The sequence below is a fragment of the Arenimonas sp. genome, assembly GCF_035721105.1.
Classification (GTDB): Bacteria; Pseudomonadota; Gammaproteobacteria; order Xanthomonadales; family Xanthomonadaceae; genus Arenimonas.
Window position 1 is genome coordinate 1 of the sequence record NZ_DASTNG010000028.1, and the last position, 16,397, is coordinate 16,397.

The following is a 16,397-nucleotide window of genomic DNA, read 5'->3' on the forward strand; positions in this document are numbered from 1 at the left end:
AGATCGGCAGCCACGTGCCGCTGCCCGACGGCGGCCACTGGAACCTGGACGCGCCGGAACTGTTCCCGTTCTTCCAGGCCGCCGCGGAACTCGGCGCCGCGATCCTCGTGCACCCGTGGGACATGATGGGCACCGACACCATGCCCAAGTACTGGATGCCCTGGCTGGTCGGCATGCCGGCCGAGCAGTCGCGCGCGGCCTGCGCGCTGATCTTCGGCGGCGTGCTAGAGCGCTTCCCGCGCCTGAAGGTTTGCCTGGCCCACGGCGGCGGCAGCTTCCCGTACACCATCGGCCGCATCGAGCATGGCTTCAACATGCGCCCCGACCTGGTGGCCACCGACAACCCGCACAACCCGCGCAGCTACCTGCCCCGGCTCTATTTCGACTCGTGGGTGGCCGACAACCGCGCCCTGCGCTACCTGCTCGACACCGTCGGCGTGCCGCGGGTGATGCTGGGCACCGACTACCCGTTCCCGTTGGGCGAACAGGTCCCCGGCGCCGGCATCGCCGCGCTGGGCCTGGGCGAAGCCGACGAGGCGCGCCTCTACCACGGCACCGCGCTGGAATGGCTGGGCCTGCCGCTTTCGAGGTTCGAATGATGCTGGACCTGGCCCACGCGCAGGCGCTGGACGCCGCCGATCCGCTGCGCGGCTTCCGCGACCGCTTCCACATCCCCCGGCACGATGGCGCCGACCAGGCCTATTTCTGCGGCAACTCGCTGGGCTTGCAGCCGCGCGCGGTGCGCGAGGCGCTGGTGCAGGAGCTCGACGACTGGGCGGCGCTGGGCGTCGAGGCGCATTTCCGCGGCAAGCATCCGTGGATGCCCTACCACGCCGAAGTGCGCGAAGGCCTGGCGACCCTCGTCGGCGCCCTGCCCTCGGAGGTGGTGGCGATGAATTCGCTCACCGCCAACCTGCATTTCCTGATGGTCAGCTTCTACCGGCCCACGCGCGAGCGGCCGGCGATCCTGATCGAAGCCGGCGCCTTCCCGTCCGACCGCTACGGCGTCGAGTCGCAGCTGCGATTCCACGGCTTCGACCCGGCTACCGACCTGATCGAGCTGGCGGCCGACGAGCCGGGCGGCACGATCTCGATGGAAGCCATCGAACGCACGCTGGCCGAGCACGGCCACCGGATCGCCCTGGTGCTGTGGCCGGGCGTGCAGTACCGCACCGGCCAGGCCTTCGACCTCAAGCGCATCGTCGAGCTGGCGCATGCCCGGGGCTGCCTGGTCGGCTTCGACCTGGCGCACGGCGCCGGCAACCTGAAGCTGGCCCTGCACGACAGCGGCGTCGACTTCGCCGCCTGGTGCCACTACAAGTACTGCAACGCCGGCCCGGGCGCGGTCGCCGGCGCCTTCGTGCATGAACGCCACGCCGTGACCGACCGGCCGCGCTTCGCCGGCTGGTGGGGCCACGACCAGGCCACGCGCTTCAAGATGGGGCCCGAGTTCCGGCCCTCCCCCGGCGCCGACGGCTGGCAGCTGAGCAATCCGCCGATCCTGGCGCTGGCGCCGCTGCGGGTGTCGCTGGACCTGTTCGCCGAAGCCGGCATGGATCGCCTGCGCGCGAAGTCCGAACAGCTCACCGGCCACCTCGAGGCGCTGATCGCCGCCCGCGTCGCCAACGTGCTGGACGTGGTGACGCCGGCCGATCCCGCCCGCCGCGGCTGCCAGCTGTCGCTGCGCGTGCAGGGCGGCCGCGAGCGCGGCCGCGCCCTGTTCGAGTACCTCGAGGCGCAAGGCATCATCGGCGACTGGCGCGAGCCGGACGTGATCCGCATCTCCCCGGTCCCGCTCTACAACCGCTTCACCGACCTGCACCGGTTCGTGGACGCGGTGGAACGCTGGCGCGACGGCCGCTGACGATGCCGCACCTGCGCCGCGACTCGTTCACCCTGCTGCGCGAGCTGATGCGCTGGCGGGTGGCGATGGTGCTGTCGGTGCTGATCTTCGTGCTGATGATCGTGCTGGGCACGATCAACACGCGGCTGGGGCTGGCCGACACGGCGCAGCTGGCCTGGATCACGCTCGCCACCGCGGGCGCCTGCATCGCGGCGCTGCTGGTGCTGCCGCGGCACCTCGGCGGCACGGTGTTCTTCGTCAGCATCGGCCTGCTGCTGGTCGGCGTGATGGCCTTCGGCCTCTACCACGGCCGGCCGATGCAGCACTGGGCCTACATCTTCCCGCCGGTGCTGGTGTTCCTGGTGTCGTCCCGGCGGGCGCTGGCCGGCATGGTCGCCTACGGCATCTACGCCTCGGCGATGCTGGCGCCGCTGGTGCCGGCGATCGACGTGGTGCGCTTCTCCAGCGGCTACGGCCTGCTGGTGTGCTTCATGTTCACCTACGCGCTGCTGCAGGAGCGGGCCGCGGTGATGCTGCGCTACCACTCCGACCACGATGCACTGAGCAACTGCCTGAACCGGCGCACCTTCAACGAGGCGGTCGAGCAGCTGGCCTCCGACCGCAGCGACGTCGGCGGCGCGATCTTCCTGCTGATCGACATCGACGGCTTCAAGGCCATCAACGATCGCCACGGCCACCTGGCCGGCGACCGCATCATCACCCTGGTGGCCGCCGAACTGGGCCGGACGCTGGCGCCCGACACGCCGCTGTTCCGCTACGGCGGCGAGGAGTTCTCGGTGCTGCTGGCCGAGCGCACGCTGGAACACGGCCGCGACGTCGCCGAGCGCCTGCGCGCCGCGGTCGCCGCCACCGATTTCCAGGGCGTGGCGGTGACCATCAGCATCGGCGTCGCCGGCTGGCGCCGCGGCGAGGGCAGCATCACCGCCGCGCTCGACCGCGCCGACCGCGCGCTTTACCAAGCCAAACGCGACGGCCGCAACCGCGTCGTCGCCGATACCCCCTGACCTTTCCAGGACCTCCTTGCCCGTGCAGCCCAATCCCCATTCCCCGATCACGATCGCCGGCGCGGGCCTCGCCGGCGCCCTGCTCGCCACCCTGCTGGCCCGCCGCGGCTGGTCCGTCGACGTGTTCGAGAAACGCCCCGACCCGCGCCGCAAGGGCTACGAAGGCGGCCGCTCGATCAACCTGGCCCTGGCCGAACGCGGCCTGGACGCCCTGCGCCAGGCCGGCCTGCAGGACGTGGTGATGCAGCAGGCGGTGATGATGCGCGGCCGCATGGTGCATGCCCTGGACGGCGCCCAGCAGCTGCAGCGCTACGGCCGCGACGACAGCGAAGTGATCTGGTCGGTGCACCGCGGCCGGCTCAACGTGGCCCTGCTCGACGCCGCCGAGGCCGCCGGGGCGCGCATCCACTTCCACCAGCGCCTGGACAGCGTGGACTTCGAGCGGCGGGTGGCGCTGTTCGTCAACGACCACGACCGGACCGCACGGCCGCAGCCGTTCGAAGCCATGCTGGGCGCCGACGGCGCCGGCTCCGGGCTGCGCGAGGCCATGCGTCCCTACGTGGCACTGGGCGAGCGCTTCGAACCGCTGCTGCACGGCTACAAGGAGCTGGAGATCCCGCCCGCCGCCGACGGCGGCTTCCGGATCGAGCCCAATGCCCTGCACATCTGGCCGCGCGGCGAGTACATGTGCATCGCCCTGCCCAATACCGAGAAGACCTTCACCGTCACCCTGTTCCTGCCGATGAAGGGCGAGCGCAGCTTCCACGCCCTGCCCGACCTGGCGACGGCGCGCGCCTTCTTCGAGCGCGACTTCGCCGACGCGGTGCCGCTGATGCCCGGCTTCGACGCCGACTGGACCGACAACCCGGTCAGTGGCCTGGGCACCCTGAGCCTGCAGCGCTGGCATCTCAACGGCCGCGCCGTGCTGCTGGGCGACGCCGCGCATGCGATGGTGCCTTTCCACGGCCAGGGCATGAACTGCGCCTTCGAGGACTGCATCGCGCTGGACCGCCACCTCGCGGCGGCCGGCAACTTCGAGACCGCCTTCGCCGGCTTCGAGGCCGAGCGCCGGCCCAACGCCGACGCCATCCAGGCGATGGCGCTGGAGAACTACATCGAGATGCGCGACCGGGTCGACGACGACGACTACCTGCTGCAGCGGCAGCTGGAAGTGACCCTGGCCGAGCGGCATCCCGGGCGCTTCCTGCCGCGCTATTCGATGGTGAGCTTCACCACGATTCCCTACGCCACCGCGTTCGAGCGCGGCAAGGTGCAGCGGCAGATCCTGGTCGAGGCCACCCGCGGCTGCGCCACGCTCTCGGACGTGGATCTTGCCGCGGCGGACGCCTTGGTGCTGGCCCGGCTGTCGCCGCTCTGATGGCCGCGAGTTTCCTCTGGTACGACCTGGAAACCTTCGGACGCGATCCGCGCCGCACCCGCATCGCGCAGTTCGCGGCCATCCGCACCGACCATGAGCTCAATCCGGTCGGCGAGCCGATCAGCCTGTTCTGCCAGCCCGCCGACGACCTGCTGCCCTCGCCGGGCGCGACGATGATCACCGGCATCACGCCGCAGCAGGCGCGCGCCGATGGCCTGCCCGAGGCGGCGTTCATGGCCCGGCTGGCCGACGAGTTCATGCAGCCGCAGACCTGCGCGGTGGGCTACAACTCGATCCGCTTCGACGACGAGTTCGTGCGCTTCGGGCTGTACCGCAACTTCCACGACGCCTACGAGCGCGAATGGCGCAACGGCAACTCGCGCTGGGACCTGCTGGACGTGCTGCGCCTGGCCGAGGCCCTGCGCCCCGAGGGCCTGGCCTGGCCGCTGCGCGAGGACGGCGCGCCCAGCTTCAAGCTCGAGCACCTGGCCGCCGCCAATGGCGTGCGCGAGGGCGACGCCCACGAAGCGCTGAGCGACGTGCGCGCGCTGATCGGCCTGGCCCGCAAGTTCAAGGCGGCCCAGCCCAAGCTGTGGGACTACGCCTTCGCCCTGCGCGACAAGCGCAAGGTGGCCGCGCTGATGGACGTGGCGAACATGACGCCGCTGCTGCACATCTCCTCGCGCTACCCGGCCAGCCGGCACTGCGCGGCGCTGGTGGCGCCGATCGCCCGGCACCCGAAGATCGAGTCGCGCATCCTGGTCTGCGGCCTGGACGAGGAACCCGATGCGCTGCTGGCGCTTGAGCCGGACGAGATCGCCGACCGCCTGTACACGCCGGCCGCCGACCTGCCCGAGGGCGAGCGCCGGATCCCGCTGAAGGAAGTGCACACCAACAAGTGCCCGATCCTGCTGCCGCTGGAGCATCTGCGCGAAGCCGACTTCGAGCGCCTGGGCATCGACCGCGACGCCTGCCTGGCCCGCGCCGAGCGCCTGCGCGCCGCGCCCGGCCTGGCCGAGAAGGTGCGCCGGGTGTTCGCGATCGAGACCGCGCGCGAGCCGGCCGATGCCGACGCGGCGCTGTACGACGGTTTCCCTTCCGACGCCGACAAGCGCCTGTTCCCGCGCGTGCGCAGCGCCTCGCCTTCTGAGCTGCCGGACCTGGGCCCGCGCTTCGACGACCCCCGCTTCGCCGAGCTGCTGTTCCGCTACCAGGCCCGCAACTGGCCGGGCACGCTGGACGCGGCCGGCCGCGAACGCTGGAACGCCTACCGCCGCAGCCGCCTGGGCGGCCCGAGCGGTCTGTCGGAGTACGATTTCACGAGTTATTACGCCGAAATCGACACACTGCGCGCCACGACGGAGCCCGGTCCGAAGCAGGCCTGGCTGGACGCCCTGCAGGCCTGGGGGCAAACCCTGGAACGCGAGCTGGCATGAGCACCTACTTCAGCGACAAGACCTTCAAGTTCCTGCGGGCGCTGGCCCGCAACAACAGCCGCGAGTGGTTCAACGACCACCGCAAGGACTACGAGGCGCACCTGAAGGAACCCTTCCAACGCCTGATCGCCGACCTCGAGCCGGACATCATGACGATCAGCCCGCACTACCGCGCCGACCCGCGCGGCAACGGCGGCTCGCTGTTCCGCATCCACCGCGACACCCGCTTCTCGAACGACAAGACGCCCTACAAGTCCTGGGGCGGCGCGCGCTTCTTCCACGCCCGCAGCAAGCAGGTGGCGGCCCCGTCGTTCTACCTGCATATCCAGCCGGGCAACTGCTTCCTCGGCGGCGGCATCTGGCACCCCGAGCCCGACGTGCAGCGCAAGATCCGCAACTTCCTGGTCGACAACCCCGCCGGCTGGCAGGCCGTGGTGACCAAGCCCGCCTTCAAGCGCCGCTTCGACATGTGGGGCGACACCCTCACCCGCCCGCCCCGCGGCTTCCCCGCCGACCACCCGCTGATCGAAGACCTCAAGCGCAAGGACTTCACCGCCGGCGAGGCGCTGGAAGACGAGGTGGTGCTGGGCCCGAAGCTGCGCCAGGCCGTGGTGTCGGGCTTCACCGGCGTGGCGCCGCTGGTCGACTACCTCTGCGCCTCCCTCGACCTCGAGTTCTGACGCCCGTGTAGGAGGGCCTTCAGGCCCGAAGCCCTTAACCCCGGGATCGAATCAGGCGACCGGCCGCCGCACGCGAGGGGGCTTTCCCGGGGACGCCGTGAACCCATCCATGGGGGCTTATCGAAAACGTCCATGTTTTCGATACCCCGGGAAAGCCCCCTCGCGCACGACGGCCTCCCGACCCTCCGGCCCGGTGGATCGTTCCAAGCGGACCGGGCTTGCACTCACGACCAACAATGCCCGCTCTTGGCCAGAAGCGGACATCAAGCCATGCCAGGTAACGCATTGAATTAAGCCGCGCCGAAGGCGTCGGCTTGAAGGATTGGTTAGGCCGAGTCAACTGGCCCTCCCGCGATGCTCTCTGCTTGTCGAGCCCGGTGTTCCCGGGAAGACCCAAACTGCGATCTGCGTGCATAGCAGAAAAGCAATTGGAAATGAGAGCGCCGCTACGGTCCCAACTCGCTGATAGTACTCAATGTTGGTCCAAGGAAACGCGAAGATGTTTGGAAGCATCACTACTAAGATTGAAGCCGCAGGAAATGGGAGCGGCGCGGCAAGCCAGGTGCCTGCAAGAAGGAATATGCCGCGTTTGGCCGCACGTGAGATGGGGGCGCGCCTTAAGGCGATTCGGGCTAGGACCGCGCATAGAAATATGGTGACCAAAAAGACGACCGTCCACCAAACCACCGTGGTCGCGGCATTGACGATGGTGGTCACCCAATAAGCGCGAGAATTGGAGGCGGGTGGCGGAGTCACCATCGCCACGGGTTCTCCAAGTGTCCGCCCCAGCTCGTCTTGCAGCAGTGACACGAACGCGTGTCCTTCGGCACTGAACCCACTCGGCCTGCCTTCGTAGATGCTCAGCTCGAAGTAGGGGCCAGGAGGGGGATCATATGGAAGCGCACTAGTTCTCATGCCAGGCACGGTGAAATCAATTACTTCCACACGAAGATCTCTACCTCCATGCAGATATGTGTAGCGATTCTGAAGCTCAAAAAGGAGACGTTCATCGGAACCACGAGTCCTTCTCAAGAGACTGATCATCTGTTCATCAGTCCCAAGATCTTCAAAGCCCTGCTCGCGAAGTAGTGGGCTCAAAGCGTCTAACATGGCCTCGCGCGAGGTTAGCTCGCTACCCGAAACCGTCAAGCGTGCGGGCTCAAGGTGATACGAAACGCCGCAAGCCGCCAGCACGAACATCAAAACCAGTAGAAGGCACGGATTGAGCATGGCGATGTGGCGCCTAACTCCCTGATATTCGGGCGCTGCGGTCAAGCTATACATGGGATCGCTCCACGGGCTGGCAGCTCGCTACCCGATGACTCTGAGGGAGTTTGGACCGACCTTGTCCGACAAACAATCCGGAGCAAACCCGGACACCATCGCTCTGGGGCGTCCGGACTCGGGGTGATCCTAGAAGCACTTTACGAGAGTACGGATGTCCGCTATGGGTCGAAAGCAGCCTTAAGCAGAGCCTGAATTCGCTGACACCACGTCCATCAGATCAGCATCGCGCACCGGTCGCGAGGCGAAGTTTTCCCAGAGCCGACAATCTCGGGCTTGCGCTGCCCTGATGGCGAACCCGGCCCAGTTGCGCCGCCGTCCGTCGCACGCGAGGTCCCTTTCCCGGGGTCTCGAAAACATGGACGTTTTCGAGAAGCCTCCATGGATGGATTCACGGCGTCCCCGGGAAAGGGAGCTCGCGTGCGGCGGACGATCGCCTTGCGCGATCCCGGAGAGAGGGAGCCTCCGGACCAAGAGCTTCGGGCCTGAAGGCCCTCCTAAAGGGGCGTGCGGTGTCGCAGTGCAGCATGGAAATGTGTTGACCATCACATAAACGAGCGGGCATGGTCGGTCTCCATACGCCGGCGCAGGGGAGCACCGGTTCAACCGGACGTGGCCACCCAAGGAGGGGGAATCGCGTTTCGCATCGAGTTCCTGGGGAGGGATCGTGCGCTATCTACTCTTGGCTGCCCTGGCGGCCGTTTCATCCATGTGCGAGGCCAATACCGGCGTCGCCTTCGTCCACGGCACCGGCAAGCAGACCAATGCCGCCGCCGACTACTGGCAGTCGCCCTTCATCAACAACGTCCGCGGCGGACTGGTCGATCCCAACAACTACGTCGTCATCAACTGTGACTTCGAGAAGTACATGTGGGACAACGCGGCGGCCGGCTGCCTCGCGGGCCAGCTCGACACCTTCATCCGCAACCGCGGCATCACCCGCCTGATCGTCATCACCCACAGCAACGGCGGCAACGTCATGCGCTGGATCCTGTCGAACCCGACCTGGGACAGCCGCTACCCGAACATCATCGCCAAGACCGTGCGCGTGAACGCCCTGGCGCCGTCGTCCGCCGGCACGCCGCTGGCCGACGCGGTGATCGCCGGCAACGTGTTCGAGAGCGCCCTGGGCTGGCTGCTGGGCTACAAGAACGACGCCGTGCGCATGCAGCAGACCAGCTGGATGGCCAGCTACAACGCCAACTGGCTGCTCGGCACCTCCGGTCGCCCCGCCCTGCCCCGCACCTTCCGCAGCGTGGTGGGCACCGACGTCGATTCCGCCATCTGGGATTCCGACAGCTACTGCGGCGGCTACGTCGAGAACGTCGGCCTCGAGACCACCCAGAACTGGCTGGCCTCCTGCTCCGACGGCTTCCTCAACTGCTCCAGCCAGTCGGCCGCGGGCTATGTCTGGTTCCAGGACAAGAGCCGCATGCGCGGCTCCGAGCCGCTTTCTCACAACCAGAGCCGGCGCGCCTGCTTTGGCCTCGACACCATCCTGCGCAGCGACATGAGGTCCTGAGCCATGAAGAAGACCCTCCTGTTCTGCCTGATGTCCCTGGCCGTCTCGGCCCAGGCCGCCACCCTGCTGCCGCCGGGCAGCCGCGACCAGGCGCCGTCGCGGCTGGTGTCGGCGCCCGCGCCGGCCGGTGACTTCGAGCGCGCGCCGGTGTCCTTCGCCTGGGCGCTCGATCCCTGGGCCGGGCTCGACGCGCAGACGCCCTTCGTGGCCGAGAGCCGCGAGTACTGGGCCCTGGCCGAAGCCAGCGAGCTGCAGGCCGGCCTGGCGATCGAAACCACCGCCCCGGGCGCGCTGATCCGCGTCAGCCCGGCCACCGGCAGCCGCGCGGTGCAGCCGGGCCAGCTGCGCATGCTGCGCGGCGGCAAGCCGATCGCCGAGCCCGAGTCCTTCCAGCGGCGCGCCAACGCCGCCCAGCTCAAGGCCGCGGGCATGGACGTGCCGGATGGCTCGGCCATCGTCCAGCTGGCCGCCGAACAGGGCAAGGGCCGGTTCCAGGTGCAGCTGGCCGAGGCCAAGGGCCGCTACCTGGTGCACGTGTTCGAGCCCAACAGCGAGTACGTGCTCAAGGCCCAGGCGGGCCGCAGCCACGTGCTGGCGGGCGACACGCTGGAGGTCTCGGCGCAGATGGGCCGCGGCGCGGCGAAGCTGGGCGGCGGTGAGGTCGGCGGTTCGCTGATCTCGCCCTCGGGCCGTAGCTACGACCTCGCCTTCCGCAACGGCAAGGCGCTGATCCAGGTGCCCGACGAGGCCGGCACGCAGCCGGGCCTCTGGGAAGTACACCTGTCGGCCGGCAGCTTCGACCAGGGCGCCAGCATCCAGCGCGATGCCCGCACCGCGGTGGAAGTGACGCGGCCGACCGCGCGCCTGGGCGGCGGCTATGCCTTCGACGCCGCGGCGCTGCGCTTCGACCTGCCGGTGCAGGTGGCGGCGCCGGGGCGCTACGAGCTGCGCGGCACGCTGTATGCGACCGGCCAGGACGGCATCGCGCGTCCGGTGGCGCAGGCGCATGCGGCGAACTGGTTCGAGGCCGGCAGCCGGTCGCTGTCGCTGGCCTTCGGCCGCGGCAACGTGCCCAGCGGGTTCGGGGCGCCGTATGAGCTGCGCTTCGTCGAGCTCAAGGACCAGGCCCGGATGGGCACGCTGGAAACCCGTGAGCTGGCCGTCCGCGAGGCGGGCGCGACGCCGGCCCCGCGTGAGGTCCGTGCCGGGGACGTGCCGGCGCCGGTGCGTAGCCCGGTCGGTCGCGAGGCGCGCCTGCGCTAGTTCCGCGGCCGCGCCAAAGCAGCGATGATGACGGCCGGGCCCTCGGGTCCGGCCGTTCTCTTTCCTGGCGCCGCCCTGCATGGATGCGAGTCTTCGTCGCTTCTCGATCTTCTATTTCTGCTACTACGCCGCGCTGGGGGCCTACACGCCCTACGTCGGGCGCTGGGTGGACGCGCTGGGCCACGGCGGTTACGTGGTCGGCGGCATGCTGGGGCTGTGGTACGGCACGCGCATCGTGGCGCCGCCGGCCTGGGCCGCGCTGACCGGGCGCAGCCCGAAGCCGGGGCACTGGTTCGTGGCCGGCTGTGCGCTGACGCTGCTGTGTTTCTCCGCCTTCCTGTTCACCGGCAGCGCCTGGGCGCTGCTGGCGGTGATGGCCGTCTTTGGCCTGTTCTACAACGCGGTGATGCCGCAGTTCGAGGCGATGACGCTGACGGCGCTGGGGCCGCGCGCCAACCTCTACGGCCGCCTGCGCGTCTGGGGCTCGATCGGCTTCCTGATCGTGGCCGGCACCTACGGCGCCCTGCTCGACCGCGTCGGCGCCGAGCATTTCGCGTGGGTGGCGCTGCCGCTGTTCGCGCTGATGCTGGCCGCGGCCTGGCCGCACCGGCACGACCGGCAAGTGGAGCACCCGCCTACCGCCGCCGATGCCGGCCACCTGTTCAAGCGGCCCGGCGTGCGCCGCTTCCTGCTGGTGGCACTGCTGATGCAGGCCAGCTTCGGGCCGTTCTACGTCTTCTACACCCTGCACCTGCAGGCGGCCGGGCACTCCGGCGCCACCGTGGGCGGGCTGTGGGCGCTGGGCGTGCTGATCGAGATCGCCATGTTCTGGCAGGCGCCCAAGCTGATCGCCCGCTTCGGCGCCAGCCGCTTGCTGATGGTGTGCCTGGCCGTGACCGTGCTGCGCTGGACCGCCACCGCGCTGTACGCCGAATCCCTGCCGATCATGGCGCTGGCGCAGACCACCCACGCGCTCAGCTTCGCCACCTTCTACGCCTGCTGCATGCGCCTGATGGCCGACTTCTTCCCCGGCCGCCGCGCCGGCGCTGGCCAGAGCCTGTTCTTCGGCTTCAGCCAGGGCGTGGGCGGCGTGCTGGGCGCCGGCCTGGCGGCAGTGGCCTGGGAGCGCAGCGGCGGCGAACTGGCCTTCCTGGTCGGCGCGGGCGTGGCGGCGGTGGCGTGGGTGCTCTACGCGCTGCGGCGGCGGCCTGGCGCTGGCCCCGTGCTTAGTCCGACACCGTCGCCCAGAGCTCCCGACTGATCCGCTCGAGCTTGCTCGTGGCCCGGGCCCGCTCCTGGCTGCGGTACAGGGCCGTGCACTCGCGCAACCGGGCCGCCAGCGCCGCACGCCCGGGCACGTCATAAGCCGGATCTTCGCTCTCGAGGCGGGTGCTCATGACATCCAGCATCGTCTTGCCCTCGCCCAGGTAATCCATGGCGACGCATTCGAAGACGTAGGCGAGGTCGTTGAGGACCGTCAGTAGCGGCGACTTCGTCATGGCGATGCGTCCTCAGGCCTGGTCCGCGATCCTCCGACAGAAGAAACAGGCGGCGAGCGACTAGTCCTCGTTGGTGACGCCGAACGGCACGTGCCCGGTGGCGACGTGGCGGCTGGCGTTCTCGATGTTGTGGCGGGAGTCGTCGAAGAAGATGTCGGCGCCGAAGGCCTGCAGGAACGGGCCCTTGTCGCGGCCGCCGAGGAACATGGCTTCGTCCAGGCGCACGCCCCACTCGCGCAGGGTCAGGATGACGCGCTCGTGCGCCGGCGCCGAGCGCGCGGTGACCAGCGCCGTGCGGATCGGCGAGTCCTCGCCCGGCGGGAAGGCCAGCTGCAGGGCATGCAGCGCGGCCAGGAAGCCGCGGAAGGGGCCGCCGGAGAGCGGCTCGTTGACGCGGCTGGATTCGTTGTCGTGGAAGGCGGCCAGGCCGGCGGTTTGCGACACGCGCTCGGATTCGTCGCCGAAGATCACCGCGTCGCCGTCGAAGGCGATGCGCAGCTGCGGATGCGCGGGCTCGTAGGCCTTGGCCGGCAGGATGGTGGCGGCGGCGAAGCCATTCTCCAGGGCGCTGCGCACCGAGGCCGGGTTGGCCGAAAGGAACAGCTGGGCGCCGAAGGGCTGGATGTAGGGCCAGGTCTCGGCGCCGCTGGTGAACACGGCGCGGACGATGCCCAGGCCGTAGTGGCGGATCGAGTTGAAGATGCGCAGGCCGGTGTCGGAGGAGTTGCGCGACAGCAGCACCACCTCGACCCGCGGCGCCTCGGGCGGCGCGCCGGCGTTGAGCGCCAGCAGCTTCTGCACCAGCGGGAAGGCGATGCCCGGGGACAGCACGTCCTTCTCGCGGCTGCGCTGGAATTCGGCGTAGGCCTCCAGGCCGCTGGCCTGGAACAGCGCGTGGCTGTCCTCGAGGTCGAACAGCGCGCGCGCGGTGATGGCCACGACCAGGCGGTCGGCGGGGCGTTCGGGCGGTGCGGAGAGGGGGCTCATGCGGGCAGTGTGCGCCGCCGGGGTCTCAGGGACTGAGATACCGGCTCAGGTGATGAACTGTTCGTTGAGGATGCGTTCCTCGAGGTTGTGCTCGCGGTCGAACAGCAGGGTGACCTGGTGCTGGCGCGACTCGCGGATGCTGACCTCGGCCACGTCGCGCACCTCGTGCGAATCGGCAGTGGCGCTGACCGGGCGCTTGTAGCCGTCCAACACCTCCAGCCGCACCTCGGTGTCGGCCCGCAGCAGCGCGCCGCGCCAGCGCCGGGGCCGGAACGCGGCGATCGGCGTCAGCGCGATCACCTGCGAGCCCAGCGGCAGGATCGGGCCGTGCGCCGAGAAGTTGTAGGCGGTGCTGCCGGCGGGGGTGGCGACCAATGCGCCGTCGCACACCAGCTCCTCCAGCCGCACCTGGCCGTTGAGGTGCACGCGCAGGTGCGCGGCCTGCCGGGTCTGGCGCAGCAGCGACACCTCGTTGTACGCCAGCGAGGTCACGGTGGCGCCGGACTCGGTGGTGGCGCGCATTTCCAGCGGATGCAGCACCGTGGCCTCGGCCGCGTGCAGGCGCTCGAACAGGCTTTCGGGGCGATGCTGGTTCATCAGGAAGCCGACGGTACCCAGCTTCATGCCGTACACCGGCCGGCCCAGCGGACCGTGGCGATGCAGGGTCTGGAGCATGAAGCCGTCGCCGCCGAGGGCGCAGATGACGTCGGCCTCGGCCGGCACCGCCTGGCCGTGGCTGGCGGTGAGCTTGGCCAGGGCCGCCTGGGCCTCCGGCGACGGGCTGGCCAGGAAGGCGATGCGCGGATGGGCGGGCAAGGTCATGCCCGAAGCTTACGTCATGTCCCCTGACTGTAGGAGGGCCTTCAGGCCCGAAGCGCTTCGCGAAAAGCTTCGGGCCTGAAGGCCCTCCTACAGGGAGCCGGCGGGACGGGTGCGGGCGTCTCAGCGGGTGCCGGCGGCCACCACCTGGGCCAGGCGGCGCACGGCCACCGACAGCGTCGGGTAGTCGAGGCCGCGCAGGTTACGCATGTCGGCGAACATCGCCATGGTGTACCTGAGCGTGGCGTCGTCGCGGCCCAGCCAGGCCTCGACCAGCGCCTGCGGCGAGACGCCGGTGCCGGCCGCGCCGAGCACCTGCGCCACCAGCGCGCGCTGCTGCGCCTGCAGCTCGTCGCGCAGCACGCCGCGGGCCTGGGCATGCCAGCGGCCCTCGACCGGCAGCGCCTCGACGCTGTCCATCAGCCACTTGGTATGCAGCGCGTCGGACAGGCTGAAGTAGGCCGCGGCCACGTCCACCACCGGCAGGCCCTGCTCGATCGCCACCTCGACGATGTCGAGCGCGTAGGCCAGGAACGGCAGGCTGGCGAAGGCCTGCGCCAGGTCCTCGGGGAAGCCGAGCTGCTGCCAGCGGGCGACGTCGGCCAGCAGGTCGGCGCGGGCCTCGCCCGGCAGCAGGCCGGCCAGGGCGCCGCGCAGGGCGGCCACGCCGCCGGCGTAGCGCTCGACCTTCTCGGCGATGTTGAGGTTCTCGCCGGGGCGGTTGAGCAGCCAGCGGGTCATGTTGCGCTGCAGGTGCCAGATGCTGGTGAGGGCCTCGAGCTGGGCGTCCTCGGGCACCTTCAGGTCGAGCGCATCGATGCGCGCCCACAGCTCGCGCGCGTCCAGCACTTCGCGGCTGATGGTGAAGGCCTTGGCGATCTGCGCCGGGGTCTCGCCGGTGTCTTCCTGCATGCGCAGCAGGAAGGTGGCGCCCATGCGGTTGACGGTGGAGTTGGTGACCGCGGTGGCGATGATCTCGCGGCGCAGGCGGTGGTTCTCCATGTCCTGCGCGTACTTTTCCTGCAGGGCGTTGGGGAAGTAGCGCACCAGCTCCTTGGACAGGTAGGGGTCCTCGGGCACGTCCGAGTCGAGCATCTGGTTGAACACGACGATCTTGTCGTAGCTCAGCAGCACCGACAGCTCGGGGCGGGTGAGACCCTGGCCGCGCGCCTTGCGGTCGTTGAGCTCGGCGTCGCTGGGCAGGAACTCGATGGCGCGATCGAGCAGGCCGTCGCCCTCGAGCGTGCGGATGAAGTGGCCGAACGAGCCCAGGCGGGCCGCGCTCATCCGCTCCATCAGGCTGATGGCCTGGTTCTGGCGGTAGTTGTCGTTGAGCACCAGCTCGCCGACCTCGTCGGTCATGCTGGCCAGCAGGGCGTTGCGCTGCTCCTGCGTCAGTTCGCCGCGCTTGAGCGGGGCCGACAGCAGGATCTTGATGTTCACCTCGTGGTCGGAGGTGTCGACGCCGGCGGAGTTGTCGATGAAGTCGGTGTTGACCAGCACGCCGGCCTGCGCCGCCTCGATGCGGCCGCGCTGGGTCATGCCCAGGTTGCCGCCCTCGCCCACCGCCTTGCAGCGCAGTTCGCCGCCGTTGACGCGCAGGCCGTTGTTGGCGCGGTCGCCGGCGTCGGCGTGGGACTCGGACGCGGCCTTGACGTAGGTGCCGATGCCGCCGTTCCACAGCAGGTCGACCGGGGCCTTGAGGATCGCGTTCATCAGCTCGTTCGGGCTGAGCTGTTCGGTGCCGGCCGGCAGGTCCAGCGCCGCGCGCACCTGCGGCGTGATGGCGATCGACTTCACCGAACGCGGATGGATGCCGCCGCCCTCGGAGATCAGCGAACGGTCGTAGTCTTCCCAGCTCGAGCGCGGCAGCTTGAACATGCGCTCGCGCTCGGCGTAGCTGCGGGCCGCGTCCGGGTTCGGGTCCAGGAAGATGTGGCGGTGGTCGAAGGCAGCCACCAGGCGGATGTGCTTCGAGAGCAGCATGCCGTTGCCGAACACATCGCCCGACATGTCGCCGATGCCGACGCAGGTGAAGTCCTGCGACTGGCTGTCGATGCCCAGCGCGCGGAAGTGGCGCTTGACCGACTCCCAGGCGCCCTTGGCGGTGATGCCCATGCCCTTGTGGTCGTAGCCCACCGAGCCGCCCGAGGCGAAGGCGTCGCCCAGCCAGTAGCCGTGCTCGGCCGAGAGGCCGTTGGCGATGTCGGAGAACGTGGCGGTGCCCTTGTCGGCCGCGACCACCAGGTAGGGATCGTCCTGGTCGTGGCGCACCACGTCGAGCGGATGCACCACCTCGCCATCGACCAGGTTGTCGGTGATGTCGAGCAGGCCGTTGATGAAGCGCTTGTAGCAGGCCACGCCCTCGGCCAGCCACGCGTCGCGGTCGGAGGGGTCGGGCAGCTGCTTGCAGAAGAAGCCACCCTTCGCGCCGACCGGCACGATCACGGTGTTCTTCACCATCTGCGCCTTGACCAGCCCGAGCACCTCGGTGCGGAAGTCGTCGCGGCGGTCGGACCAGCGCAGGCCACCGCGGGCGACCGCGCCGAAGCGCAGGTGCACGCCCTCGACCCACGGCGAGTAGACGAAGATTTCGCGGTAGGGGCGCGGCTTCGGCAGGTCCGGCACTTTGCCGGGGTCGAACTTGAAGCAGATGTAGTC

Annotated in this window: 13 protein-coding genes; 9 read left to right on the top strand and 4 right to left on the bottom strand. The window is 69.6% G+C overall.

Annotated features, from left to right (window positions below; translation table 11 throughout):
• The 9 genes from VFQ84_RS03660 to VFQ84_RS03700 all read left to right on the top strand — a co-directional run.
• A partial coding sequence (locus VFQ84_RS03660; protein WP_325129354.1) for an amidohydrolase family protein occupies positions 1 to 599 on the top strand: 599 nt, incomplete at its 5' end.
• Positions 596 to 1,864: a kynureninase gene (gene kynU / locus VFQ84_RS03665; RefSeq protein ID WP_325129356.1), complete on the top strand. Its 1,269-nt coding sequence runs from the start codon at positions 596 to 598 to the stop codon at positions 1,862 to 1,864. The genes VFQ84_RS03660 and kynU, both read left to right, overlap by 4 nt.
• Before the next feature lie 2 nt (positions 1,865 to 1,866).
• Positions 1,867 to 2,868, top strand: a complete 1,002-nt coding sequence (locus tag VFQ84_RS03670) for a GGDEF domain-containing protein (protein ID WP_325129357.1) — start codon at positions 1,867 to 1,869, stop codon at positions 2,866 to 2,868.
• Positions 2,869 to 2,890: 22 nt separating this feature from the next.
• The gene (locus VFQ84_RS03675; RefSeq protein ID WP_325129358.1) at positions 2,891 to 4,246 is read left to right on the top strand and encodes an NAD(P)/FAD-dependent oxidoreductase; all 1,356 of its coding nucleotides are present in this window, start codon (positions 2,891 to 2,893) and stop codon (positions 4,244 to 4,246) included.
• Positions 4,246 to 5,682, top strand: a complete 1,437-nt coding sequence (gene sbcB / locus VFQ84_RS03680; RefSeq protein WP_325129359.1) for an exodeoxyribonuclease I — start codon at positions 4,246 to 4,248, stop codon at positions 5,680 to 5,682. The genes VFQ84_RS03675 and sbcB overlap by 1 nt, the downstream gene beginning before the upstream one ends.
• Complete coding sequence (locus tag VFQ84_RS03685; protein ID WP_325129360.1) at positions 5,679 to 6,362, top strand: DUF2461 domain-containing protein; 684 nt, start codon at positions 5,679 to 5,681, stop codon at positions 6,360 to 6,362. Before sbcB ends, VFQ84_RS03685 begins: the two co-directional genes overlap by 4 nt.
• A 1,993-nt stretch (positions 6,363 to 8,355) precedes the next feature.
• On the top strand, positions 8,356 to 9,168 hold the full coding sequence (locus VFQ84_RS03690; RefSeq protein WP_325129361.1) for a hypothetical protein: 813 nt from the start codon (positions 8,356 to 8,358) through the stop codon (positions 9,166 to 9,168).
• 3 nt (positions 9,169 to 9,171) lie between these two features.
• Positions 9,172 to 10,431, top strand: coding sequence for a DUF4785 domain-containing protein (locus tag VFQ84_RS03695; RefSeq protein WP_325129362.1), 1,260 nt, complete (start codon positions 9,172 to 9,174; stop codon positions 10,429 to 10,431).
• Positions 10,432 to 10,510: 79 nt separating this feature from the next.
• On the top strand, positions 10,511 to 11,692 hold the full coding sequence (locus VFQ84_RS03700) for an MFS transporter (RefSeq protein ID WP_325129363.1): 1,182 nt from the start codon (positions 10,511 to 10,513) through the stop codon (positions 11,690 to 11,692).
• Here the strand turns inward: VFQ84_RS03700 and VFQ84_RS03705 are convergent.
• The 4 genes from VFQ84_RS03705 to VFQ84_RS03720 form a co-directional block, all read right to left on the bottom strand.
• Positions 11,658 to 11,930, bottom strand: a complete 273-nt coding sequence (locus VFQ84_RS03705) for a hypothetical protein (RefSeq protein ID WP_325129364.1) — start codon at positions 11,928 to 11,930, stop codon at positions 11,658 to 11,660. The two genes, VFQ84_RS03700 and VFQ84_RS03705, sit on opposite strands and share 35 nt — an antisense overlap.
• 60 nt (positions 11,931 to 11,990) lie before the next feature.
• Positions 11,991 to 12,917 (bottom strand): 5'-nucleotidase, encoded by a 927-nt coding sequence (locus VFQ84_RS03710; protein WP_325129365.1) that lies wholly within the window; start codon positions 12,915 to 12,917, stop codon positions 11,991 to 11,993.
• 45 nt (positions 12,918 to 12,962) lie between these two features.
• A complete protein-coding gene (locus VFQ84_RS03715; protein ID WP_414636993.1) occupies positions 12,963 to 13,733 on the bottom strand; it encodes an NAD kinase in 771 nt (256 codons plus the stop codon).
• Between the two features lie 126 nt (positions 13,734 to 13,859).
• Positions 13,860 to 16,397: NAD-glutamate dehydrogenase domain-containing protein (locus VFQ84_RS03720; RefSeq protein WP_325129367.1), on the bottom strand; the 2,538-nt coding region annotated here is incomplete at its 5' end.